The sequence below is a fragment of the Candidatus Obscuribacterales bacterium genome (assembly GCA_019744775.1).
Lineage (GTDB): Bacteria > Cyanobacteriota > Vampirovibrionia > Obscuribacterales > Obscuribacteraceae > SBAT01.
In genome coordinates this window covers 648,264-667,277 of record JAIETZ010000002.1, presented here as the reverse complement: position 1 = coordinate 667,277, position 19,014 = coordinate 648,264, and the positions used below count along the sequence as shown (strand labels likewise).

The 19,014-nt window shown below is 47.5% G+C and carries 19 protein-coding genes; 12 read left to right on the top strand and 7 right to left on the bottom strand.

Annotation, left to right across the window (positions count from 1 at the left end):
- Positions 1 to 8 precede the first annotated feature (8 nt).
- Both K2Y22_06570 and K2Y22_06565 read right to left on the bottom strand, forming a co-directional pair.
- Entirely contained in the window at positions 9 to 407 is a 399-nt protein-coding gene (locus K2Y22_06570) for a hypothetical protein (GenBank protein ID MBX9878108.1), read from the bottom strand.
- Positions 407 to 931 carry a hypothetical protein gene (locus tag K2Y22_06565; protein ID MBX9878107.1) on the bottom strand — a complete coding sequence of 175 codons (525 nt, stop codon included), beginning with the start codon at positions 929 to 931 and terminating at the stop codon, positions 407 to 409. The genes K2Y22_06570 and K2Y22_06565 overlap by 1 nt, the downstream gene beginning before the upstream one ends.
- Positions 932 to 1,509: 578 nt before the next feature.
- Here K2Y22_06565 and K2Y22_06560 point away from each other — a divergent pair.
- On the top strand, positions 1,510 to 3,243 hold the full coding sequence (locus K2Y22_06560) for an FMN-binding glutamate synthase family protein (GenBank protein ID MBX9878106.1): 1,734 nt from the start codon (positions 1,510 to 1,512) through the stop codon (positions 3,241 to 3,243).
- Between the two features lie 176 nt (positions 3,244 to 3,419).
- Here K2Y22_06560 and K2Y22_06555 read toward each other — a convergent pair whose 3' ends face one another.
- From K2Y22_06555 to K2Y22_06540, 4 genes are all read right to left on the bottom strand, one after another.
- Entirely contained in the window at positions 3,420 to 5,285 is a 1,866-nt protein-coding gene (locus K2Y22_06555; GenBank protein MBX9878105.1) for a hypothetical protein, read from the bottom strand.
- A gap of 83 nt (positions 5,286 to 5,368) precedes the next feature.
- Positions 5,369 to 5,983, bottom strand: coding sequence for a class I SAM-dependent methyltransferase (locus K2Y22_06550; protein MBX9878104.1), 615 nt, complete (start codon positions 5,981 to 5,983; stop codon positions 5,369 to 5,371).
- 5 nt (positions 5,984 to 5,988) lie between these two features.
- Positions 5,989 to 6,387 carry a hypothetical protein gene (locus tag K2Y22_06545; protein MBX9878103.1) on the bottom strand — a complete coding sequence of 133 codons (399 nt, stop codon included), beginning with the start codon at positions 6,385 to 6,387 and terminating at the stop codon, positions 5,989 to 5,991.
- Between the two features lie 77 nt (positions 6,388 to 6,464).
- On the bottom strand, positions 6,465 to 7,796 hold the full coding sequence (locus K2Y22_06540) for a hypothetical protein (protein MBX9878102.1): 1,332 nt from the start codon (positions 7,794 to 7,796) through the stop codon (positions 6,465 to 6,467).
- A gap of 780 nt (positions 7,797 to 8,576) precedes the next feature.
- Here K2Y22_06540 and K2Y22_06535 point away from each other — a divergent pair.
- The 9 genes from K2Y22_06535 (at position 8,577) to K2Y22_06495 (ending at position 16,936) form a co-directional block, all read left to right on the top strand.
- Entirely contained in the window at positions 8,577 to 9,254 is a 678-nt protein-coding gene (locus K2Y22_06535) for a hypothetical protein (GenBank protein MBX9878101.1), read from the top strand.
- A gap of 69 nt (positions 9,255 to 9,323) precedes the next feature.
- Complete coding sequence (locus K2Y22_06530; GenBank protein ID MBX9878100.1) at positions 9,324 to 10,124, top strand: HAD family hydrolase; 801 nt, start codon at positions 9,324 to 9,326, stop codon at positions 10,122 to 10,124.
- Between the two features lie 37 nt (positions 10,125 to 10,161).
- The gene (locus K2Y22_06525; protein ID MBX9878099.1) at positions 10,162 to 10,896 is read left to right on the top strand and encodes a hypothetical protein; all 735 of its coding nucleotides are present in this window, start codon (positions 10,162 to 10,164) and stop codon (positions 10,894 to 10,896) included.
- Between the two features lie 26 nt (positions 10,897 to 10,922).
- On the top strand, positions 10,923 to 11,114 hold the full coding sequence (locus K2Y22_06520; GenBank protein ID MBX9878098.1) for a hypothetical protein: 192 nt from the start codon (positions 10,923 to 10,925) through the stop codon (positions 11,112 to 11,114).
- A gap of 85 nt (positions 11,115 to 11,199) precedes the next feature.
- Complete coding sequence (locus tag K2Y22_06515; protein ID MBX9878097.1) at positions 11,200 to 11,922, top strand: hypothetical protein; 723 nt, start codon at positions 11,200 to 11,202, stop codon at positions 11,920 to 11,922.
- A complete protein-coding gene (locus tag K2Y22_06510; protein MBX9878096.1) occupies positions 11,919 to 12,230 on the top strand; it encodes a hypothetical protein in 312 nt (103 codons plus the stop codon). Before K2Y22_06515 ends, K2Y22_06510 begins: the two co-directional genes overlap by 4 nt.
- A gap of 22 nt (positions 12,231 to 12,252) precedes the next feature.
- Positions 12,253 to 12,888: an HAD family hydrolase gene (locus K2Y22_06505; protein ID MBX9878095.1), complete on the top strand. Its 636-nt coding sequence runs from the start codon at positions 12,253 to 12,255 to the stop codon at positions 12,886 to 12,888.
- Between the two features lie 92 nt (positions 12,889 to 12,980).
- Positions 12,981 to 14,600, top strand: coding sequence for a methionine--tRNA ligase (gene metG, locus K2Y22_06500; protein ID MBX9878094.1), 1,620 nt, complete (start codon positions 12,981 to 12,983; stop codon positions 14,598 to 14,600).
- A gap of 71 nt (positions 14,601 to 14,671) precedes the next feature.
- The gene (locus K2Y22_06495; protein MBX9878093.1) at positions 14,672 to 16,936 is read left to right on the top strand and encodes a nucleotidyltransferase domain-containing protein; all 2,265 of its coding nucleotides are present in this window, start codon (positions 14,672 to 14,674) and stop codon (positions 16,934 to 16,936) included.
- Here the strand turns inward: K2Y22_06495 and K2Y22_06490 are convergent.
- Positions 16,925 to 17,494, bottom strand: a complete 570-nt coding sequence (locus tag K2Y22_06490) for a 2'-5' RNA ligase family protein (GenBank protein ID MBX9878092.1) — start codon at positions 17,492 to 17,494, stop codon at positions 16,925 to 16,927. The two genes, K2Y22_06495 and K2Y22_06490, sit on opposite strands and share 12 nt — an antisense overlap.
- A 108-nt stretch (positions 17,495 to 17,602) precedes the next feature.
- Here K2Y22_06490 and K2Y22_06485 point away from each other — a divergent pair, with 108 nt between their 5' ends.
- Both K2Y22_06485 and K2Y22_06480 read left to right on the top strand, forming a co-directional pair.
- Positions 17,603 to 18,202, top strand: coding sequence for a histidine phosphatase family protein (locus tag K2Y22_06485; protein MBX9878091.1), 600 nt, complete (start codon positions 17,603 to 17,605; stop codon positions 18,200 to 18,202).
- Positions 18,203 to 18,328: 126 nt separating this feature from the next.
- Entirely contained in the window at positions 18,329 to 18,910 is a 582-nt protein-coding gene (locus K2Y22_06480; protein MBX9878090.1) for a hypothetical protein, read from the top strand.
- Positions 18,911 to 19,014 lie beyond the last annotated feature (104 nt).

Below are 19,014 nucleotides of genomic sequence, written 5' to 3'. Positions count from 1 at the left end.
TGCAGAACTTATTGTTCGCAGTCGACTATATGATGGTCTTCAGGTGTCCATGCGGGGAAGGCATCTACTTCAATCCAGGCGGCATCACCTTTCGCTTTGTGCAAAGTACCTGGGTGAACTTTGAATGTCTCGCCTTCGGTAAGGACTTTTTCCTTGAGGTTGAGAACGCAGGACTTATCAGAGTTGTCGTACTCAATAGTCAGTTGTCCTTTGAGCACTGTGTAGACTTCGGTTGTCCGAAGATGGAAGTGCAAAACTGACGCATCGATGACGGCTATCGCTCGACTGCCGCCTTCGATGGGACCTATTTCGCAAATGATTTCCGTTGGATCTTCTTCCGGTAGGCAAATGATTTCCTTTCCGGGGTATTGATCGCGCAACTGTTGCATGACTTGATCTTTGTTCATTAGTTATTTCCTTCAATGGATAGAAGATTTTCGTGAGCCGAGTTAGCCAAGTTTTTGACGCAGTCGAGTACCCAAATGACGTGCCTGTCTGGAATGCGCATCACAAATGGGAAAGTGACCAGGTTGAAAATGATGAAAGGCATAACCAACCAGTAGTTGAGATGAAAAACGAAGAAGAACCAGTACGTTCCAATCCACATCAACGACACTTGCGTCACCCACAGTGGCAACACAAACAGTTGTGGATGGACACGGCTCAATAGTGCAAGATGCTTTTTCAGCATTACCACTGCAATCAGCTGCATGCGCAAGGCAAGCTGTTGGTTGGAAGTTGCTGTCTTCAGGCTACTGGCATATTCAATTGCCAATTTAAGATCGTGCTCAGCTTCGACAAGTGCGTCTGACGCGAGCCAGAGTAGGAGCTGGTCATCTGTCGTATTCTTGATCTCGACGTCAGCCTTGGTTACTTCCAGCCAACCTCGTCGCAAGAGGGGGACGAGTTCCTTTGATGTTTGATGTTTCATTTACATCTTCCTATGTTGAAAACGTTAGTAAGTGCAACGCCTGGCGGCATCGTGCCGTCAGTTAGGGTTTTGTATGAGTTGCTTAGATTGCTACTTGTCTGTTAAAGCCTTGAATTGAAAATTCAAATTGATATGTACGTGAGTTTCACCTTAACTAGAAGTACTAGGACAATTAAACTTGCAGGGTGGGGCAAACACCATGCTGACAACCTAGCGCAGCTTGCGGAAGGAGATGTTAGGACAAGGGCGCATGCAATGCGCCCCTACGACTGATGAGCGATCGATCATTTAGCCGCAAATCTACACTGGCGCGCTAACTGCGAGAACAAACAAATGCACCGCTGTCTGCCTGCTTATAAAAAATTGCATTGATATTAAATGGGAAATTGAGCGAAGTTATAAGTACTTACACGTAGTTTTTCATTTGGTTTCAACACAACGTATTTAGCTGAAAAGCAAATCCAGTAGTTAGTTTTCAAAAAAGTTTCAAGGTCTGGTTAGCCCTCGGGTGCTGCCGGGCCTTTTTAGTTATCCCGATATTCAAACGATTGCAGGTTTGCAGTCGCTGAGGAGGCTTTATGTTTCCGGTAGATTTACTGCACCTTCACCCCGCGGTGTATGGCGCATTTTCGCTTAGCTTGATCGCTGGGTACGACCTAATTCAGACAGAACACACTATTCGCCGCAACTTCCCTGTTATTGGTCGTGCTCGTTGGATTTTTGAAATGCTGGGACCGGAGCTAAGGCAATATCTCTACATGGGCGACCGTGAGGAGAGGCCGTTTGACCGAGTCACCAGATCGTATGTTTATGCCACCGCCAAAGGTCAGAACAACAAAATCGGTTTTGGCACCCAGCGAGATTACACAGCCCCTGGCGAAGTGCAGTTCTTGCCGAGTATGTTTCCCATCGCGGAAGCAAAAATGCCAAAAACTTTTACACCAATCGTAATTGGTCCCAAGCGGCGCAATCCATACTTCTGCACTTCCAGAATTGGTGTTGCAGATATGAGCTTCGGAGCACTTTCACAAGAAGCCGTCATGGCTTTGAGAAAGGGCGCGACATTAGCTGGTATTCACATGTGTACCGGTGAAGGAGGCTTGACCGACTACCATTTGGATGAGGACGGACTTGTGATGGCCGAAATCGGTCCGGCAAAATTTGGTTATCGAACTCTCGATGGCAAGTTGTGTATGGACAAAGTGCGCAAGGTTGCCGCCCTCAAGCAAGTCGTAAGCCTCCACCTGAAGCTGGCTCAAGGAGCAAAACCTGGGGCCGGTGGCATGCTGCCCAAAGAAAAAATCACGGAAGAGATTGCTCGAATCCGTGGAATTCGCAAGGGTGTAGACTGCATCTCGCCAAATACTTGGGAAGAATTCTCCGACATCGTTAGCCTCTGCGAAATGCTAACGATGCTGCAAGAGGAAACAGGCAAACCAGTCGGCATAAAGATAGTAGTCGGCAACAAACGCTATGTTGAGTTGCTGGCTATGTACATGAAGCTCACAGGAAAAGGTCCGGATTACATCATCATCGACGGTGGTGAAGGTGGCACGGGCGCTGCTCCAATGATGCTTGCCGATTATGTCGGCATGTCAATCGAACATGCTCTGCCGATTGTGGATAACATCTTCCGCAAGCTCGGCATCAGAGACGAAGTGACCCTCATTTCCTCTGGTAAAGTCGCAACTCCTGCAGATGTTGCTAGACACTTAGCGTTGGGCGCCGATCTGGTGCACATTGCGCGCGCCTTTTTGCTTTCTATTGGTTGTATTCAGGCTCGCAAATGTCATAACAACCACTGTCCAACAGGCATCACTACGCAAAATAAGTGGTTGCGCCGAGGACTTGATCCGGAAAGCAAGGGCATTCGTGCCTTTAACTACGCAGATGGACTAGCCAAGGAATTGCGGTTGCTGATGGCAGTATGCGGAGTCAGGGAAACGTGGCAAATGAATCGGCGAATGCTCGTCATGGTCACCGCACCTGGCGAGGTGAGACGATTCGACAGTGTACACCTGCATCCATACCCAATTGGAGCAGATGGTCCACGTAACATGGTGACTATCGACAATCTTGAGGAGTATCGAGCTAGATGGAAAATCACTGAGACCATCGACATTCCCACTCAGGCGGAACTCGAATCGCGTCTTGATGAGCTGCTTGAAAAAGAAAAGCAATTGACCGTTGCCGACAATCTGAAGAGATTGGCAACTGACGCAGTCAACCTTGCCAGACAAGCAGACATCGTGCATCCTCATGATGACGGCGAAAGCCCGGATATCGATTTGCTTGATCAAATCAAGCAATAGGCACAAGAAAGAGGAAGTGAACCACTTCCTCTTTCTCTGTTCTGTAATATACTATCGAATGTAGCAACAGCGAAAAAGAAAGTACTGCGTAGGGGCGCATTGCATGCGCCCTTTTGTCATTCTCGGAACGCGGTGAAAGGATAGGAGTGTTGCCACCCCTATCCTTTCGTTGGACGCTAAGCTTCCGCTGTAGCGGTGTCGGGAACACCGTGTTTTACTGTGTAGCCGTAATGGAAGTACGACTCAACAGTGTCACCATAGTTCCTCCTTGCTACGAGCTTGTACGCGCGGTACAAGTCGAGCAGATTTGGTCTGTTCTCTTTGAGGATGCTGATGACAATCTTGCGGATGGTCACCATGGCAAGGCATACTTCTCGAAGAACTTTACGGAAAATGAGATGCTTTGCGGCAGTGCTCATTTCCGGAGTGATGGACTTTTCGTATTCGCCTTTCACCCAGGCTTTGAGTGTGTGAAGTGTCAAGGCATCCAGCTTTTCGCCGATGTCGTGCTCTTCTGTGCTCTCGTCCATTGGGTAAGTCCACTCGTTTTCCATCACTCGAATGGGTTCACCAAAAGCGAGTTTGGCGAGTTCACCCTTCATGCCGAAAAAGGTTTCAGGCGTGAGTTCAACACGAAGCTTGTCGCCAGGTGGCAACTTCTCCATGGTGTCCAGCATATCCAAGATGGTGAAGCAGAACGCATCCACGTCACCGTCGTGTTCGCCGACTCCTGCCATGAATGAGCCGGTGATACGCTTGCCTTTGGCTTTTTGGATTTGGTCATCTTCCTTGTGACCTCTTTCGTGGTAGATCACATGTTGAATAACCAAAAGGTGGCGCCCGTTGGCCACGACATTGCGGACACGCAATCCAAAGCCAATTACTCCGGCCGATGGAAAATAGGCAGCATTATCTGTGATATTCTGCCTAAACATTTCCTTCAGACCGATGTAAGCTTTGGTTAGTTTGTCCGGTACAGGACTGCCAGTAAGCGCGTGACGTTCTGCGCACGAGTTAAGTGCGTAGAATGCAATCACGGCTGCCTGTTCTGAAGAACCAAGCTCGTGGATCAATCCATTATTGGTGGCTTGCAATATTGTGTTGGCATTACCTTGATCTTTTGGATCGTAGTAGATCTCAACCTTCTTGTTAGCCAGCTTGGCTTTACCCGTTTTTTCATCCTTTTCGAACATGGTGTCGGGAAGCTCAAATACACGAGTCTGCAGAATCGCTTCTTGTACGTTGCCTGCGGTTGGCTCCATCAAAAAGCCCTTCACGTGCATGTAGTAGTTGAGATCCTGACCGAAGACGGCTTTCCCGTGTGAATCGATAATCACCTCAACAGGAATTGATATATCCGGTTGAAGTGGATCAATGAATCGCAGGAAGATACGTTGAATCGGCTTGAGCATGTCTTCTCCGGGTGGAGAATTCAATTGGACTTGATAGCCACCTTCATCTTCAGCCAGTTCGCAACGAATGCGCTTGTCTTTGAGCTTCAGTCCTTTGCGCGCAGCTTTCTCGGCTTTCTTAATAGCAAGTCGTTTGCTAAGAGAAAGCGATGCTGTTGTGTCCAGAGGCAACTTTTCAGTGTTGTCTACAATTCGCCAGGCGGTCCAAGTGCCATCGCTATTTTCATTTGCGTTGATAGCGAATTTACCACCGTGAACCAGCCTGTTTCTGTCCACCTGTTGAGCGCCGGCGTAGGTACCTAAATTGCCTTGCTCTTTGAAGAGAGGCAAAGCACGCATGGTCGTAATTGCTCCTGGACTATCGAGTTGGCAAAGGTCACGAATTGTCGCGTCGTTAGCAACGATATTAAGCAACTCTTCAGGTGAGTTTGCTCGATAGGGCAATCCCTTGTGATTGATAATTTCTTCGATGCGTCCGTCAAAGCCATAGATGATTTCCGTGCCGTCGTGCTCGACTATGTAAGCATCTCCTTTTGCTTTTAGTTCATCTGACGGCTTGCTTCCTTGTTTTGGTGTGTAGTCACCGAGGAAGATTCTGTTGCGGCGGCGTGGTTGATTGCGTTGTGACATAATGTTTTTCCTCTTTTGTGAAAATCTCGGCAACAGAAAGCCCCGAGTCTGAGACCCAGGGCTTGTTATTGATTTGGTTGTAATTAATATCGTGTGCGTTGTGCGATGACGGTGCAGGCTAAGCGTTGGACGTGATCGCCTGCGGCATTAACGAATGTGCTCTGCCATTCTTGATAGAACGCGACATTCAGCGGAGAGAGAAAGTTAGTCAACTCCTCTTTGCTGAATGACAGAACCATCGGCTCATCTCGTGATTGTCCCGGCAGCAAAAGAAAGAAATCTGCGACGAGTACTCCTTGCGGAATAAGCGAGGCGAGAATTTGCGACCAGACAAAGACGAAATGTTCACGTGGACAATAGGGCAGAGCTAGTGCCGCGTTGATAAGTGTTGTTGGTGACCAGTCGGTATTTTCAAACGACGCCACCTGGGCGCGCAGCAACTTGCTGTCTGTTGAGGCGCGCAATTTGTCGATGACATATTCATTGGCATCAACAGCAAGGACACTGAATTCTTCTGCAAGCAGCCTTTTAGTATCACGTCCAAATCCGCAACCTAAATCAATTGCGTGACCTGGAAGTGATACAGTTGTTTCTTCATAGAGAAGTTGAATGGTTTGTAGGAGTGCAGGACTCGGTTGTTGTTGACTTACGGCTGTGCAGTAGAGTTCTCCCCAGTCTTTTTCGTTGTCGTTTTGCATAATGATTACGACCTCCTCCCGTGCTTGAGAAAGGATTTGATCTGTCGAACCGCCTTTTGGATATCGGCTTCGTTTGGCTCGATGTTCCAGCACTCGAGTCCTTCGATACCTTCTTTGCCTTCGTCTGTGAGAGGTAGAATCTCCCCCCGGTTGAGTACGCAGATGTCAGCGTATATGTTGCCTTCCTGGATGCCGATCTTGAGTCCGCCTTCATGGTCAGGCGTAACAATGCCTTTGCAAAAACCAATGCTGTGCTGAAAACGAACTATCTTTTCAATCCAATTTTGAGCCCAAGGATTTGGAGGATCAGATTCGAGTCCGTCCCAGTTGTGTCTGAGGTCGGCGGTTTTTTTGATTTCGGCAAGCTGCTCTTCCAGCCAATTGTCTTTGTGTTGTTTTGACATCTAGCGACTCCTGAGATGAAGGCAGACAAAGAGGAATGCACTAGATGCACTTCTCTTTTGTCTGCGTGTGTATATGACTATTTGATTGTTCGATGCGGGATATAGGCGCTTGCTTCATCAGCTAGTTTGATAGCGTCACGTCCGCCTTGCGATATTTCGGCAGCTAATTTGTTGAGAATTTCCTTCTTACCTTTGCTGCCTGCTGCTTTGTATTGCGGATACCAATCGAGCAAATTGATTGGCTCGCCGATGTGCACGAATGCAATGCTCTTGCCTTTAACGCTGATTGCTCCGAAGTGCTCTAACTCTAAAGTATCGAGAACTTCGCCGAACCGCTCCTGTGTCATGTTTTCTTTGACGTAGCCGTCACGAATATCGATGAACAGTTGTACGGTTCTCATCATTTCGTAAACACAGGACATAGCTTCTGCTTGTCGTCTATCGAGAGAACACTCGTAAGCGCACATTTTTTCCTCATTTTGGAAAATGCGGGTGTCAATAGCGTTTCTCACGAAGCGTAGTCGATCGATGGTTGCGACCTCTGGCACTTCAACGTCCAGTATGCGACCTACATCTGCAAGGATTTTGTTGCGCAGAAAGGATATTTGCTCCATGGAGTTTTCCCCTTCTTTCGGAGCCACCTTGTAGACTTTTTGCAAGATCGCCAGGGTGTGGAGACATACCGTACGCAGTCTTGTATACAAATCGCCTTCGGAAGGAAGACCAAGATTTGCTTCCAAGCTTTGAAGAGATTGTTCATAAGCAGGCTGATTGTCGTCTAGGTTGCGGAATTTAGTGCCAACTCGAGGGATGTAGATGGGCTCGAGTCTTCCTTCCTTGTCCAGCTGTTGCAGAGCCCAGAAAGCTAGGCGAATCCACCCTGGCTCACAATCGAGTGGCTCGTCATTCTTGCTGTTGATTTCGCCTTCGCGATAAATGACTAGCTTTTGCTTGTTGTCGACCAGAAGTTTCACTGTGCAGTCGAATGACTCACGGTCGGCAGCTCCGCGCACAACCGAATAACATCCCACGTTCTGCATCATTTCGCCCCGCTTGCCTTTATCTTCATCGAAGACTTCGCGGGCAGCCAAATAATTGAAGTATTCTCCAGCCATCAAACCGACTGTGAATGCAACTTCGGGATCTTTTCGGCTGGGATGGTTGAACGGCAGGATGCAACGCTTGCCTTTTAGATCCTTCAATCGCTGAAGGCTGCCTTCGGTGAGTCGGACGTCCATAACGCTGAAGTCGTTCTTCAGCCTAAATGGTACGAAGAAGCGAGCCAGGAATTTTAGAAAACGGCTGTCCTTGGGAGGACGAAAATCCATGAGAGTGGTCCGAAGTTCACGAGCTTCTGCGACAGACTTGAAAGGCTTAACGGGGCGACGAACAGATTTGTTCTGTGACATGTTCATTTTCCTCATGTGAATGGGGTGCGTTTAATTGCAAACTCGAAAGGCTCAAAGCAAATTGCCTTGAGCCTGTAACGAGCTTTAATTAACTGAGTTGGGTGAAAAAACGTGTTTCCCCGAAGTTCGAGAAGAACTTCAGTTAGATTCGGAATTAGCTATTGAATGGGTGCTATAGCTGTTGCTTGAAAGAAAGATCTATTGGAAACGATGCTTAGAACTTCTCTCTTTTGACGTTCTATTTTCAATTGAATTTTTCGTAGAAATATCAATTGCAGCGGCGAGGATGCTCTCGCGAAGCTAGCGTGGATTCTAATGTTGGGTCTGTGAAACGGGCGCATGCAATGCGCCCCTACTAGGACAAATGTCGATGTCGCCAGTCGAATATTAGACGGAGCGCTAACCGCGCTAAGACTTTTGTGAGTGAAAAGTGGGGTAATTCCCCATTAATTTGAAATTGCTCTCAAATTGCATTTCAAGCACTATTGCTTGTATTCATTCTATTTGTATATGGTGGAAACAAGTGTTTCTTTTTCATTTCAAAGATTTACCTAGCAAATAACGTAAAGCCTCAGCTCTAGAGCAATAACAAGTCCAAGTAGCAATTAATTAGCTGCGTGGACTTTGCCGTTGTTTTGGGTTGGGGCTTTTTTATTTGCGGGTGGCGCAACAGTGTTTGCGTTGCCTAGCCCACACAGTAACTCACAGCTGGTTGCGCGGTGTTGATCGAGGGTCGCTTTGGCGACTCTTGGTTTTGCTGTGCAATCGAGGAAGAGGTTAATGTCAGCATCAAAAGAAAAATCGAATATCGGGGTTCAGCAGTGTTCGTTTGCCCAGTTAACTGGCGCAAGTGGCAGTCAGAAGCCCTGCAATGTTCAACAACTCTCCGAGGACCTATACGTCTGCTACGGATGCGAGCGGTATTCGACCGCAATCCCGGCTGATTGTGCAGGTGTCTTCGAAGAGGTCGACGGAGCACGCGTACTGATAGCAAGCTTTATCAGTGGCGAAATTGCTTCACCAAGTTACCGTCCGTTGTCCTTGGTTCGCCATAGGAACAACATGGATCAGCACACCAAAAATGCTGAATTTATGGACGGTGATGGGGTAGACCCGACCTGGTATGACTATATGCATCTGGAGTTTTCCGGCGGTTTGCACATGACTGTAAACACACGTGACCGGGAAGCTGCAGAGCAAGTTACACCATTAGGTGTTCCATTTAACCGTGATTTGGTTGAAGCATATATCGGAACTCTCGGCGATGAAGAATTTCATGCGGCAGAGAAGTTGCTTGCTAATGGCTGGATGTTTACGGAAGCAATTCCGGCAATTCCAGATCAGAGCTACGCGCACATCGTCTTTTGGAAAGGACATGAGCGCAATTACACGCATCCCGACGGCACAGTGAAGACTGTGCGCAAGGGGATCAGGGCGAGAATCGAGAAGGGTATGTAACTCTTCATCGATGAATCGTTTGCGCTCTTATCGCGGGGCCCTCTTGAATGGCCCCGCTGGGAGTTGTTTATGGATACATCAAACGACGCCCCGTTTGCTTATGGAAAGCAAGCTAGGGGTGGACAACAACACAAGGCCATCGGCCTTGATATGTGGTGGACGCTTGCAAAAATTGTTCGCGAAAGTGAGTTTTGGAATAAAGCAGACGTAAGGGGCGTAGTAGAACCCTTGCTGTTGCTCAAAGCTGAACTAGGGCTTTCAATTCCGGCGCTGGCGTCGAAACAAGAACAAATTGATGCGTGGCTCATCTACTTCTGGTGTACGGCCTACGTCAAAGGCGATGAAAAAGCTTTTCTCGAGAAACTCGCGCAAAGTCTTCAATTCCTCGAAGTTGAATGTAAGGTGACACCCGCCGCGATAAAGAAGCTGAAACAGATCACGACTCAGGAAAGAAAAGATTTCCACGTTTTCCCCGATGTGCCGGGTGCGCTCGAAGCGCTCAAGGAGCAGGGTTATACGTTGGCTCTTATGCCTAACCAATCGCAATTCAACAGCGAGAAGTACCTGGGTAGTGTGATGGGTCAGGACATAGACAAAGTCTATTGGTCGTATGAGCTGGGTTTGGCAAAACCAGAGCCGGCCTACTTCAAAGCAGTGCTGAAAGATCTCGGCATTAAACCAGAGGAATTCCTCTTCGTTGACGATCAGCCGTTGAACCTACTTGCCGCTCGCGCTCTGGGCATCGACGTAGTGCGCATTGAACGCGAAGGCAGAGTTCTCAAACCCGAGCTGTTGGCAATGGTGGCGGATATTCCTGTGATCAAGACTTTGTCTGAACTGGTTGAAGGACTCAAACCCCGGCGTCGCTGACGCTGGGGTTTTCCCTTTCAAATACAAAGGAGAACGAATGGTATTTACTCACGAAGTAAAAACAAATGTTCTAGTTGACCTTGCCAAAGTGGCCAAACTGTGTCAACAGCACGGCTTGCCGGGCTGGGCGAAGACAATCACTAGTCAATTGATGGCTAAGGTCAGAAACTATCAAGAACCCGATGGTCAAAATCCAGTTGATGCCTTACAAGGCAAAGGCGGTGCTACCGTCGAGACGTTTGAGCTGATGTTTTGCAATGAGCTCAGTCGGTACATTGATGTAATGCCTCTCGATAGAGACAGAATCCATCAAGCGATTCCTCCATTTGAGTATTTAAATCACCTGGTAATAGCGCATCTCGCACCCATTGAACAGGTAGTGTTTCACATGCTCAAAGCGAAGAATCTTTCCCGTGTACGCGGACACAGACAGTGTCTGAAATCGGGTGTTCCATTGGAATACTTGCATACGATCATTCATGCCTACCACAACAAATCCCTATTGCTGGGATTCATATTGGGCATTGACGATGGTTCTAACATGCAAGATAAGCTGCGTGACATTGATAAGCGCGACAAGCGATACAAAGAGTACGAGAGACTCTGCAACAGAACTCTGTTCCTGTACGAACAGTACACAGCGTATCCATCAGATGAAATCGATCGTGTGTGCAGGTACTACACGAGAAACTGTTGGGGACGACCATACGATCCAGAAGCAGCAGCCAAAATGGCTGAGCAGGCTCTGCAAGCCAATCAACAAGAGCAGTAGGACACAAAATACAAGGGAGTAAACGAATGTCAAACTCGCAAGACTCAAACGAAAAACCTAAAAATAGCGAAGACTTTCAATACATCGAAGTCATAAGTCGGCTGCTGGGTTGCACGCCCGCACAGGCTGTTTCGATAGCGCTCAAGGCAAAAGCCGAGGAACTGACCCAAGCGAAGAAGACGCAATGCACGCAGCATTACGAGCCGTCCCGTCACTAGGGGCAATGAATTTTAGTTGGAAATTGATCAATCTTAAGAGGTGAGGCAAGTCTTCACCTCTTTGTTTTTGAAGGAGGTGAGGGCGATGGTTCTCGATGATTTGAACAGATATTACCTGCTCCTCAATTTCATGATGGAGCAAAATGATCAGGAAGGCATTGAAGCTGTCATCAATGACATTAGTCAAGACGGTGATTTTGTCTACTTGAGACAACTCGCTTATCGAATTGAATGCAATGCGCAAACAATCGATCAAGCTGATGATTTCGATCTTCTAGCGGTTGAGCGTGAAATCCACGAGCTGAGACGTGTTGCCCTCCTGAGACAGGCTTTGCGTCGCTATCAGGTTGCCGAAAAGCTTTGGAGAAAGGTTGGTCTAGCCGGAACGCCGGGTGCCGTCCGTTGTCTCGAAGGTCAAATTCGCGTTTTGGAACAACAAAGTGATCGCAAGACTGCCGCTGCGCTTTATGACGTACTTTGCAAGGAATTGTCGAAGTACTCAAGCCAATATCAGAATGTGGCAAACCAGTTGAACAACTGCGTCGAAATGCTCATCGATGATGAAGCATGGAGCGAAGCCGAAAAGGTAGCTAAGACTGCCTACGTTGCCAGCATTCAGGCATGGCGCTCGGCATCACATCCATTCACACAGATTTCTTTGCAGAACCTTCGATACGTTTTGAAGAAGCTTGGCAAGGAATCACTCGCTGCCCGTGTTCGTGACTTCTCTGAAAAGAAGAAAAATGAAGGGACTGCTGACGAGCAGTCCCGGTGCGGGTGCAGCCATCAGGAAAGGAGGGGGACATGAAAACTCTGCTAATTGACGACAAAAGAGAAATCGAAGCCACCCGAGTCGCTCGTACATTCCACGACGGAATTCGGGCGCTCACGGAAGGTGGCTGGGATGTCCTTTATCTAGACCACGACTTGGCCGACTTCACGGGCTCCCATCTAGTCCGGCGACCTGAAAACAAAAAAGAATGGACTGGCTATGACGTTATGTGCTGGCTCGAAGAGTTTCCTCAATATCTTCCTGCACATATCGAAATAGTCAGCTCCAATCCTGTCGGCGTGGAGAGAATGCGCCAGGTGATCAGAAAGCTGTATCCGCGCTAACACACCAAAGGAGGTGAGCAAGATGAGCAAATTGCGAATTGTCGATTACGACAAGGACAAACCAACCGTGTTCATTGATTTGAACGAAACATTGATAACGAGTCTGATGTGGAATGAAAGGCAAAAAGCAACGAAGCTTGGCTTGTCATTTCCTCGTCCTGGAATATTGGTTGAAGGCATAACGCATTGGCTACGTCCTGATGCTGAGCAGTTTCTCAAAGAGTTAACTGCAAAAGGCTATCAACTGTTCATTCTGACGCGAGGTCCGCACCCGTATCAGGCAAAAGTTATTGACCAATTGGGACTCTCGCAGTATTTCCTGCAAGTCCTTGGTCGCAAACACTACGACAAGCGAAAGCTTCAATACACGACTAGCTGCATCCCAAGACCAAAGTATTTCGTCTTAATCGACGATGCTGACTTGAACAATGATATCGAATTGCGCTCCATCACCAAACTCCAGGGGCTCGGACTTAAGTTGCCGAGCAATTACGAGTATTGGACGGCTGCGCACAAATCATTGGCCGATAGGCACTTTGTCTTGTGCGATAGCTGGGCGATTGAGCAGCTGAGAGATCTGGACTCCGATCCACCATCGCTTTTGCCGTATATCACGGTGATTGAGGAGAAGCTTCAGAACCAGGCTCACAACTCATAGGACGAAAAAAACAAAAGCAGTGTCTGGTCGCAGATGCCTCCAGTCTTCACTTTTGTATTGGAGAAATTGCCATTTTTTAGAGGTATAGAAACATGAACAAGAACATATTTATTGGTGCGGCGTGGCCATATGGCAACGGTTCGCTCCACTTAGGGCATATAGCTGCCTTGGTTGGATCTGATGTCCTGGCTCGTTATCACCGAGCTAAAGGAGACCGTGTGTTATTTGTGTCTGGTACTGATTGCCACGGTACACCAATTACGGTTAGAGCTGAGAAGGAAGGAGTTGACCCGGCAGAAATTGCCAGTCGGTATCACGAGGAGTTTCGCAAGACTCTTATTGACCAACTGAATTTCAGCTTCGATATTTACTCCGCAACGAGCTCGGACTTGCATAAACGCGTAGTCCAGAAGTTCTTTCTGGAGTTGGTTGAAAGAAAGCTGTTGGTGCCTAGTCTACAAAGTCTGCCTTATTGCGCTAAGTGTGTTCGCTTTGTGCCGGACAGACTGCTCTTGGGAACTTGTCCTGGCTGCCGGAGTAAATTAGCGAAAGGCGATCAATGTGATGATTGCACCGCTACGTTTACGTCTGAGGAGTTGGTAAATCCATACTGCAAGGTGTGTGGAAGCAAGCCAGAATGGAAAACTTCCGAGCACTACTTCCTGCGTTTGTCTGCTTTGCAAAGTGAAGTGGCTGAGTGGATTGCTGCTAGTTCGGCACAATGGAGGCCGAATGCGATAGCTACCGCTCTTAAATTCGCAAAAGAAGGATTTGAAGATCGGGCGGTGACACGTGACTTGCAGTGGGGTGTGGAAGTCCCAGTCCCCGGCTTTGAGAAAAAACGGATATATGTCTGGTTTGAAGCTGTACTGGGATATATCTCTGCGTCCATGCAGTATGGACAGAGCATCGGGCAGCCGGAATTGTGGAAAGAATTTTGGTGTAATGATTCTTCCCAGCATTCATATTTCCATGGAAAGGACAATGTGTTCTTTCACACGGTAATATGGCCGGCGATCTTAATTGGTTTGGGAAACTTGCATCTCCCGGACCGAATTCTCTCTACGGAATATCTGCTTTCCGGCGAGGCGAAGTTTTCCAAAAGCTCTACTAATGGAATCGATGGCGCAACCGCGTTGCAACTGTTTCCTGCCGATGTCTTGAGGTATTTTCTTTTGGCCTACGGACCGGAACAGTCGGACACGGAGTTTTCCCTAAAACGAGTAGCTGAGATTCTGGATGTTGATCTAATTGGAAAATTTGGCAACCTGGTAAATCGAGTGGCAAGTTTGGCCAGGAGACATTTTGCTGACGGATTGCCATACCCGGTATCTCTTAGTGATGCGCAATCGGCCCTGATTAATGAAGCGGAGAGTTCTTTTAATGATGTTGGGCGGCATGTCGAAGCCGGCAACTTCAAGAAGTCCATCCGTGTTTTTCTGGAACTGGTTCAATCGACCAACAGATTTCTGACGGTACAACAACCGTGGAAGACTGTCACTAGCGATAGAGCACAAGCGGGCAACGACCTCGCTGTGGCTATACAGGTTGTGAGAGCCCTAACAATCATTGCTGAACCGTTTATTCCAACTTCTGCAGCTTACTTAGGTCCACTTGTGGGACTCGAGAAGCTTGATTGGGAGTATCCAGCTCCGATTGATCAATTGGTAGTTGGTGAAATAAAGCCGCTGTTCAGCAAGGTGAGTTTGTAAGTTGGAAACATTAATCAGTAGCAACGACCCCACTTCATATGAAGTGGGGTCGTTTGTGCAAAGGAGATATTATGGATACTGAGAAATTTATACTGGGACCAAATAATAAAGCGGAGGCTTTGAAAAATCTTCAACGCGCTGTCGAAATTGGCATGAATTTCAAGTTGCAGGAATCTGTAGCGTCAAAGTCAATTTCAGCAGATGACGTGTCTCGCATCATAACCACGCTTGATAGAGATCCGGCATCAATGGATGATTTGTTCAGGGAATTCGAGGAATTGGTTTTGCCATTTTGCACGAATTTTGCCAGCCCCCGATTCATGGGTTTCCCTGATGCCGCAAATTCAGTGGCATCAATTTCCGGAGCTGTCATTGCGGACTTTTTGCAGCAGAATTTGATAAACCAAAGTTTCTGTGGGCCGTCAGCAACATTTGTTGAAATCGCTGTGCTGCAGTGGCTTAGAGAAGCCGTTGGGTACGATACTTATCCTATAGGCAACATTTGGGATGTCGGAGGGGTAGTCACATCTGGTGGCACTCTCAGTAATGCTTTGGCTATGATGCTTGCACGAGAGGCGCATGGTGAAGACGTCATGAATAAGGGCGTCTCACCCGGATCGCGGTTTCGTATTGTTATTCCTGAAGGCATTGGACATTATTCTGTTCGTGCAGCACAACGTTGGCTTGGCTGTGGCAATCAGTTGCTTCAGGTAAAAACGAACGGTTACAAATACGACCTGAAGTCTCTCGAGCAGACTTTGAAAGCGCATAAGGGGCAAATCATGGCTGTTGTTGCCTATGCTGGTGACAGCAGAACGATGACAGTGGAGGATTTTGAATCCGTGCATGATTTAGTTCGTGATATCGACCCTGGCATTTGGCTGCATGCTGATGCTTGTCACGGATTCTCTCTCGGATTTAGTCCTGTTCTGAAAGAGCGAATTCGCGGTATCGAGAAATTCGACAGTGTGACGACGGATCCTCACAAGGTTCTGCTGACGCCGTATGTTGTAAGCACGCTGCTCGTGCGAGAACCGCAGAAGATGCAGTTGATAACGACTACTTCGGACTTGATCATGTCGGAAGATTTTGCGTTCGGGCAGATTACACCATTCCTGGGCAGTCGCAGTTGGAACTCTTTGAAATTGTGGTTTATGATGAAGAACTTCGGCAAGAGTGGATTGGCGGAGCTTATTGAGCGTCGATGCGCACTTGCAAAATATCTTCATGGCAAGTTAAAAGAGGACAAAGATTTCATTACTCTGAACGAGCCTGAGATTAACGCTGTTGCCTTTATTTACGATGGCAACGGTGCACTTGGAACGGTGGCAGAGATGAATGCGATTAGCAGGGCTGTACATAAGCGAATATTGCAAGAAGGCAAATATCATCTTCATCAATTCAGTATTCCTGATGATGGAGTTATATGTCCGGGAGCCGTCATTTATCCGCTTAGATTCATGTGCGGTAATCCCTTGACCACAGAATCGGAAATTGACGCAATGGTTGAGTACGTGCGCTTGCTATGTCGACAGGAATCCGAAAAGCAATCTCGCCAGGTGGTGAGCGCCCTGTCGGCAGGATTAGGCAATTCGTTTGCGCCGTTACAAGAGGGCACCCTAAGTGCCAGCGAATACAATCCGCTTATCGCTTCATTGCTGCGGCAAATTGACGCGGCGATTGGGGATAAAACACCTTACTTTGTCTGCGTTTATGGCTCAATGGCATACGGTGCACAACGTCGCAGTTCTGACATTGATGTCTTTGTCGCTGTACCTAAAGTGACAAAAGCACTGACCAATTTGATTGGAAAAACAGTCCGAGCCTTTCATAATGGAAATGGCTTGACGATAGATAACGAAGTGCCTTTTCGAAACAAGCTCTGTGTAAGCTTGGACGATTTGCGCGCAGCCGTTAACCTGTCTGGACTTCAACTTGGCGCCCATGGATCTATAGAGATTCCGCCGGTTAAGAAATCAAAAGAGTTCTTAGGGTCCATTCAAATCAGACATCGTCTGTTGTTTAATGCGTTGACCACACCCCATGTAACTGGTGGCACATTGGCGGCTGAGGGTTTTGTTTTTGCTGCCCAGCAAAACCTTAGCCTTCTGTCTTACGATCTTTGTGCCAGTCGATCGCTTTTGCCCACGTTTGAGAACAGGATGTCGGCCCTTCTCGCTGGCACGGATGGAGCAACAGGTGAAGATTACTTGGGTTATAAAAATTATCCCAAAGTAATCGAAAACATAGCCTCTATCTTGCGAGCACAGGAGCTGCCAATTGATTCCGCCGCCGAATTGCTCAGCTCTCTCAAAATGAGAAGTCTAGGTATGTGAGGAGATTTTTTCTCCAATCGACCAACCCCGATTGTGGGACAGTTCATAGAATAGACCAAAATCCGGAGAGGAAAGTTCAAATCGAAGCAACTCTTCCATTCCGTGCAGGAGGTCCAAGGTCTGTGATAATTGTTCTCCTTTTAGATTGAGGGCTAGCGATGTGTGGAACAGCATATTCGCTCCCTCAAACTGGTCGGGCTCTACTCCGAACGGTTTCAGGATTGATAGAAGCTTGTGATGCAGCATGTTTAGTTCATCAGTGGGGTTGATCTTGAGAAAGACTGCTCCAGTGGGAAAGCTTCCTAAGCCATTGGCAGACAATGTTATTGCTTTTTGATTACTTAGAACTTCTCTGATTGCATCTAAAGCACCGACCATGTTATCCACACGAAAGGGACGTTTGATGGTGACGTGAGGACTTTGAGTCAATCCGTCACAATTGGATGTGGATTGTGCAATTTGCAACTGCAGTTTTCTAGCCTGATTGTAAAAATTAGTGGGGTATAGAATTCCAACACCAACTTTCGGAAGGTAGCTTTCGTTATTTGTCTGTCCCATTCGTGTTCCTCTGGATAATTCTTAATCACTTCCTGAATGATGAAGATGAGTAATTATAACTCTATGAGCGGCAATCGTTTAGACTAGGTTATATGGCTAGGTAGGCATATGCAACATCAATTGATTCTTTTTCGACATGGTCAAACAGACTGGAATAAAGCTGGCAGATGGCAAGGGCATGCTGATATACCTTTGAATGACTTAGGCAGAGAGCAAGCGAAGTTGCTGGCTGGTCTGTTGGCGGACACTAAAATAGAGTGCATTGTTAGCAGCGATCTACTTCGAGCTGTGGAAACAGCAGAGGCAGTTGCTGAAAGGCTACACATATCAATATTTCGCACCCCACATTTACGCGAATTTGATGCCGGGAAGGCAGAAGGGCTAACTGTTGCTGAAATTGAAAGTAAGTTAGGATTCAAAAAGCTGCCTGAGATGGATGATGACGACTTCAGTCAAACCTTACCATTTGTGGAAACGGTTGCTGCAGTTCATGAACGGGCAAGTTCCGCATTGCTTCAATTTCTTTGGAAGCACAAGTACAGTCAAATAGGTGTAGCAACGCATAGCGCTGTCATTAAGACGCTACTGCGCTCCTGTGTCAATTATCCCGGTCAAATGCCTAAAATCGGCAATTGTTGTGCGTATCGTCTAACGATCAGTAGTGCGGATAATTCTCTAATTTTCGCAGGTGCCATCGACCAGCAATAGGCTGATTAACATCGGACGCCAATCGCCTGGAATATTCAATTCCAGACGATTGGTCGATGCCGTTTGGGTGCTTGAAGGGATATGCGCAAATAATTCGACAGTTGAAAAACAAATGGAGGAGTTGTAATGGCAACTAAATTCACGATAGAAACAAAACGACGCGAAGAGCGCGAGATTCTCAACTATCGGCATGTGTGTCCGGATCAAATCGGTCGTCATTTGCTGAGAGTGGACAACATTGATTTGATCAGTGAAAAACGACAAGCCGCATTGAAAGCTCTGGATGTCGTTGATCGCCTCGGCGATTCTGAGATAACTGAAGACAACCTCGCGTCGTTGCGGCAAGTGCTAGTTGTTATGTCACAAAAATGCCAATTCGAAGGAACAGATGTAGGAGACATCTTGCAGCAAGTCCAAACTAAATTGGAACCAGGCTATGACATGGCGACAGACATGTTTGAAGCGCTATACACCGAAACTTGCAAGCTTCAGCTGGCGCAAGATCGCGGTTATGGCCTTGCAATAACGTGCGCGCTTCTGGCGCTGCGTGCTGCGATCAAGCGTGATTTGAAAAAGCAACTTGCAGGCTCCAATGATAGGGCCGGTATAGAACGGTCGCTCGTTTTGCTGGCTGATGCCTATGAACGCATCAACTCCGATAAACGAGCTGCTGAGCTGCGTGCACTCGCGGCTGGCTTGGGCCAGTAACCAGCGCTTGGGAATTGGGAACGGAGTAACTACTCTGCTCCCAATTTTCTTTGTTGAGATATACTATAGAAAGTCGTAGAAGCGATCAAAAAAAGTAATTCTGA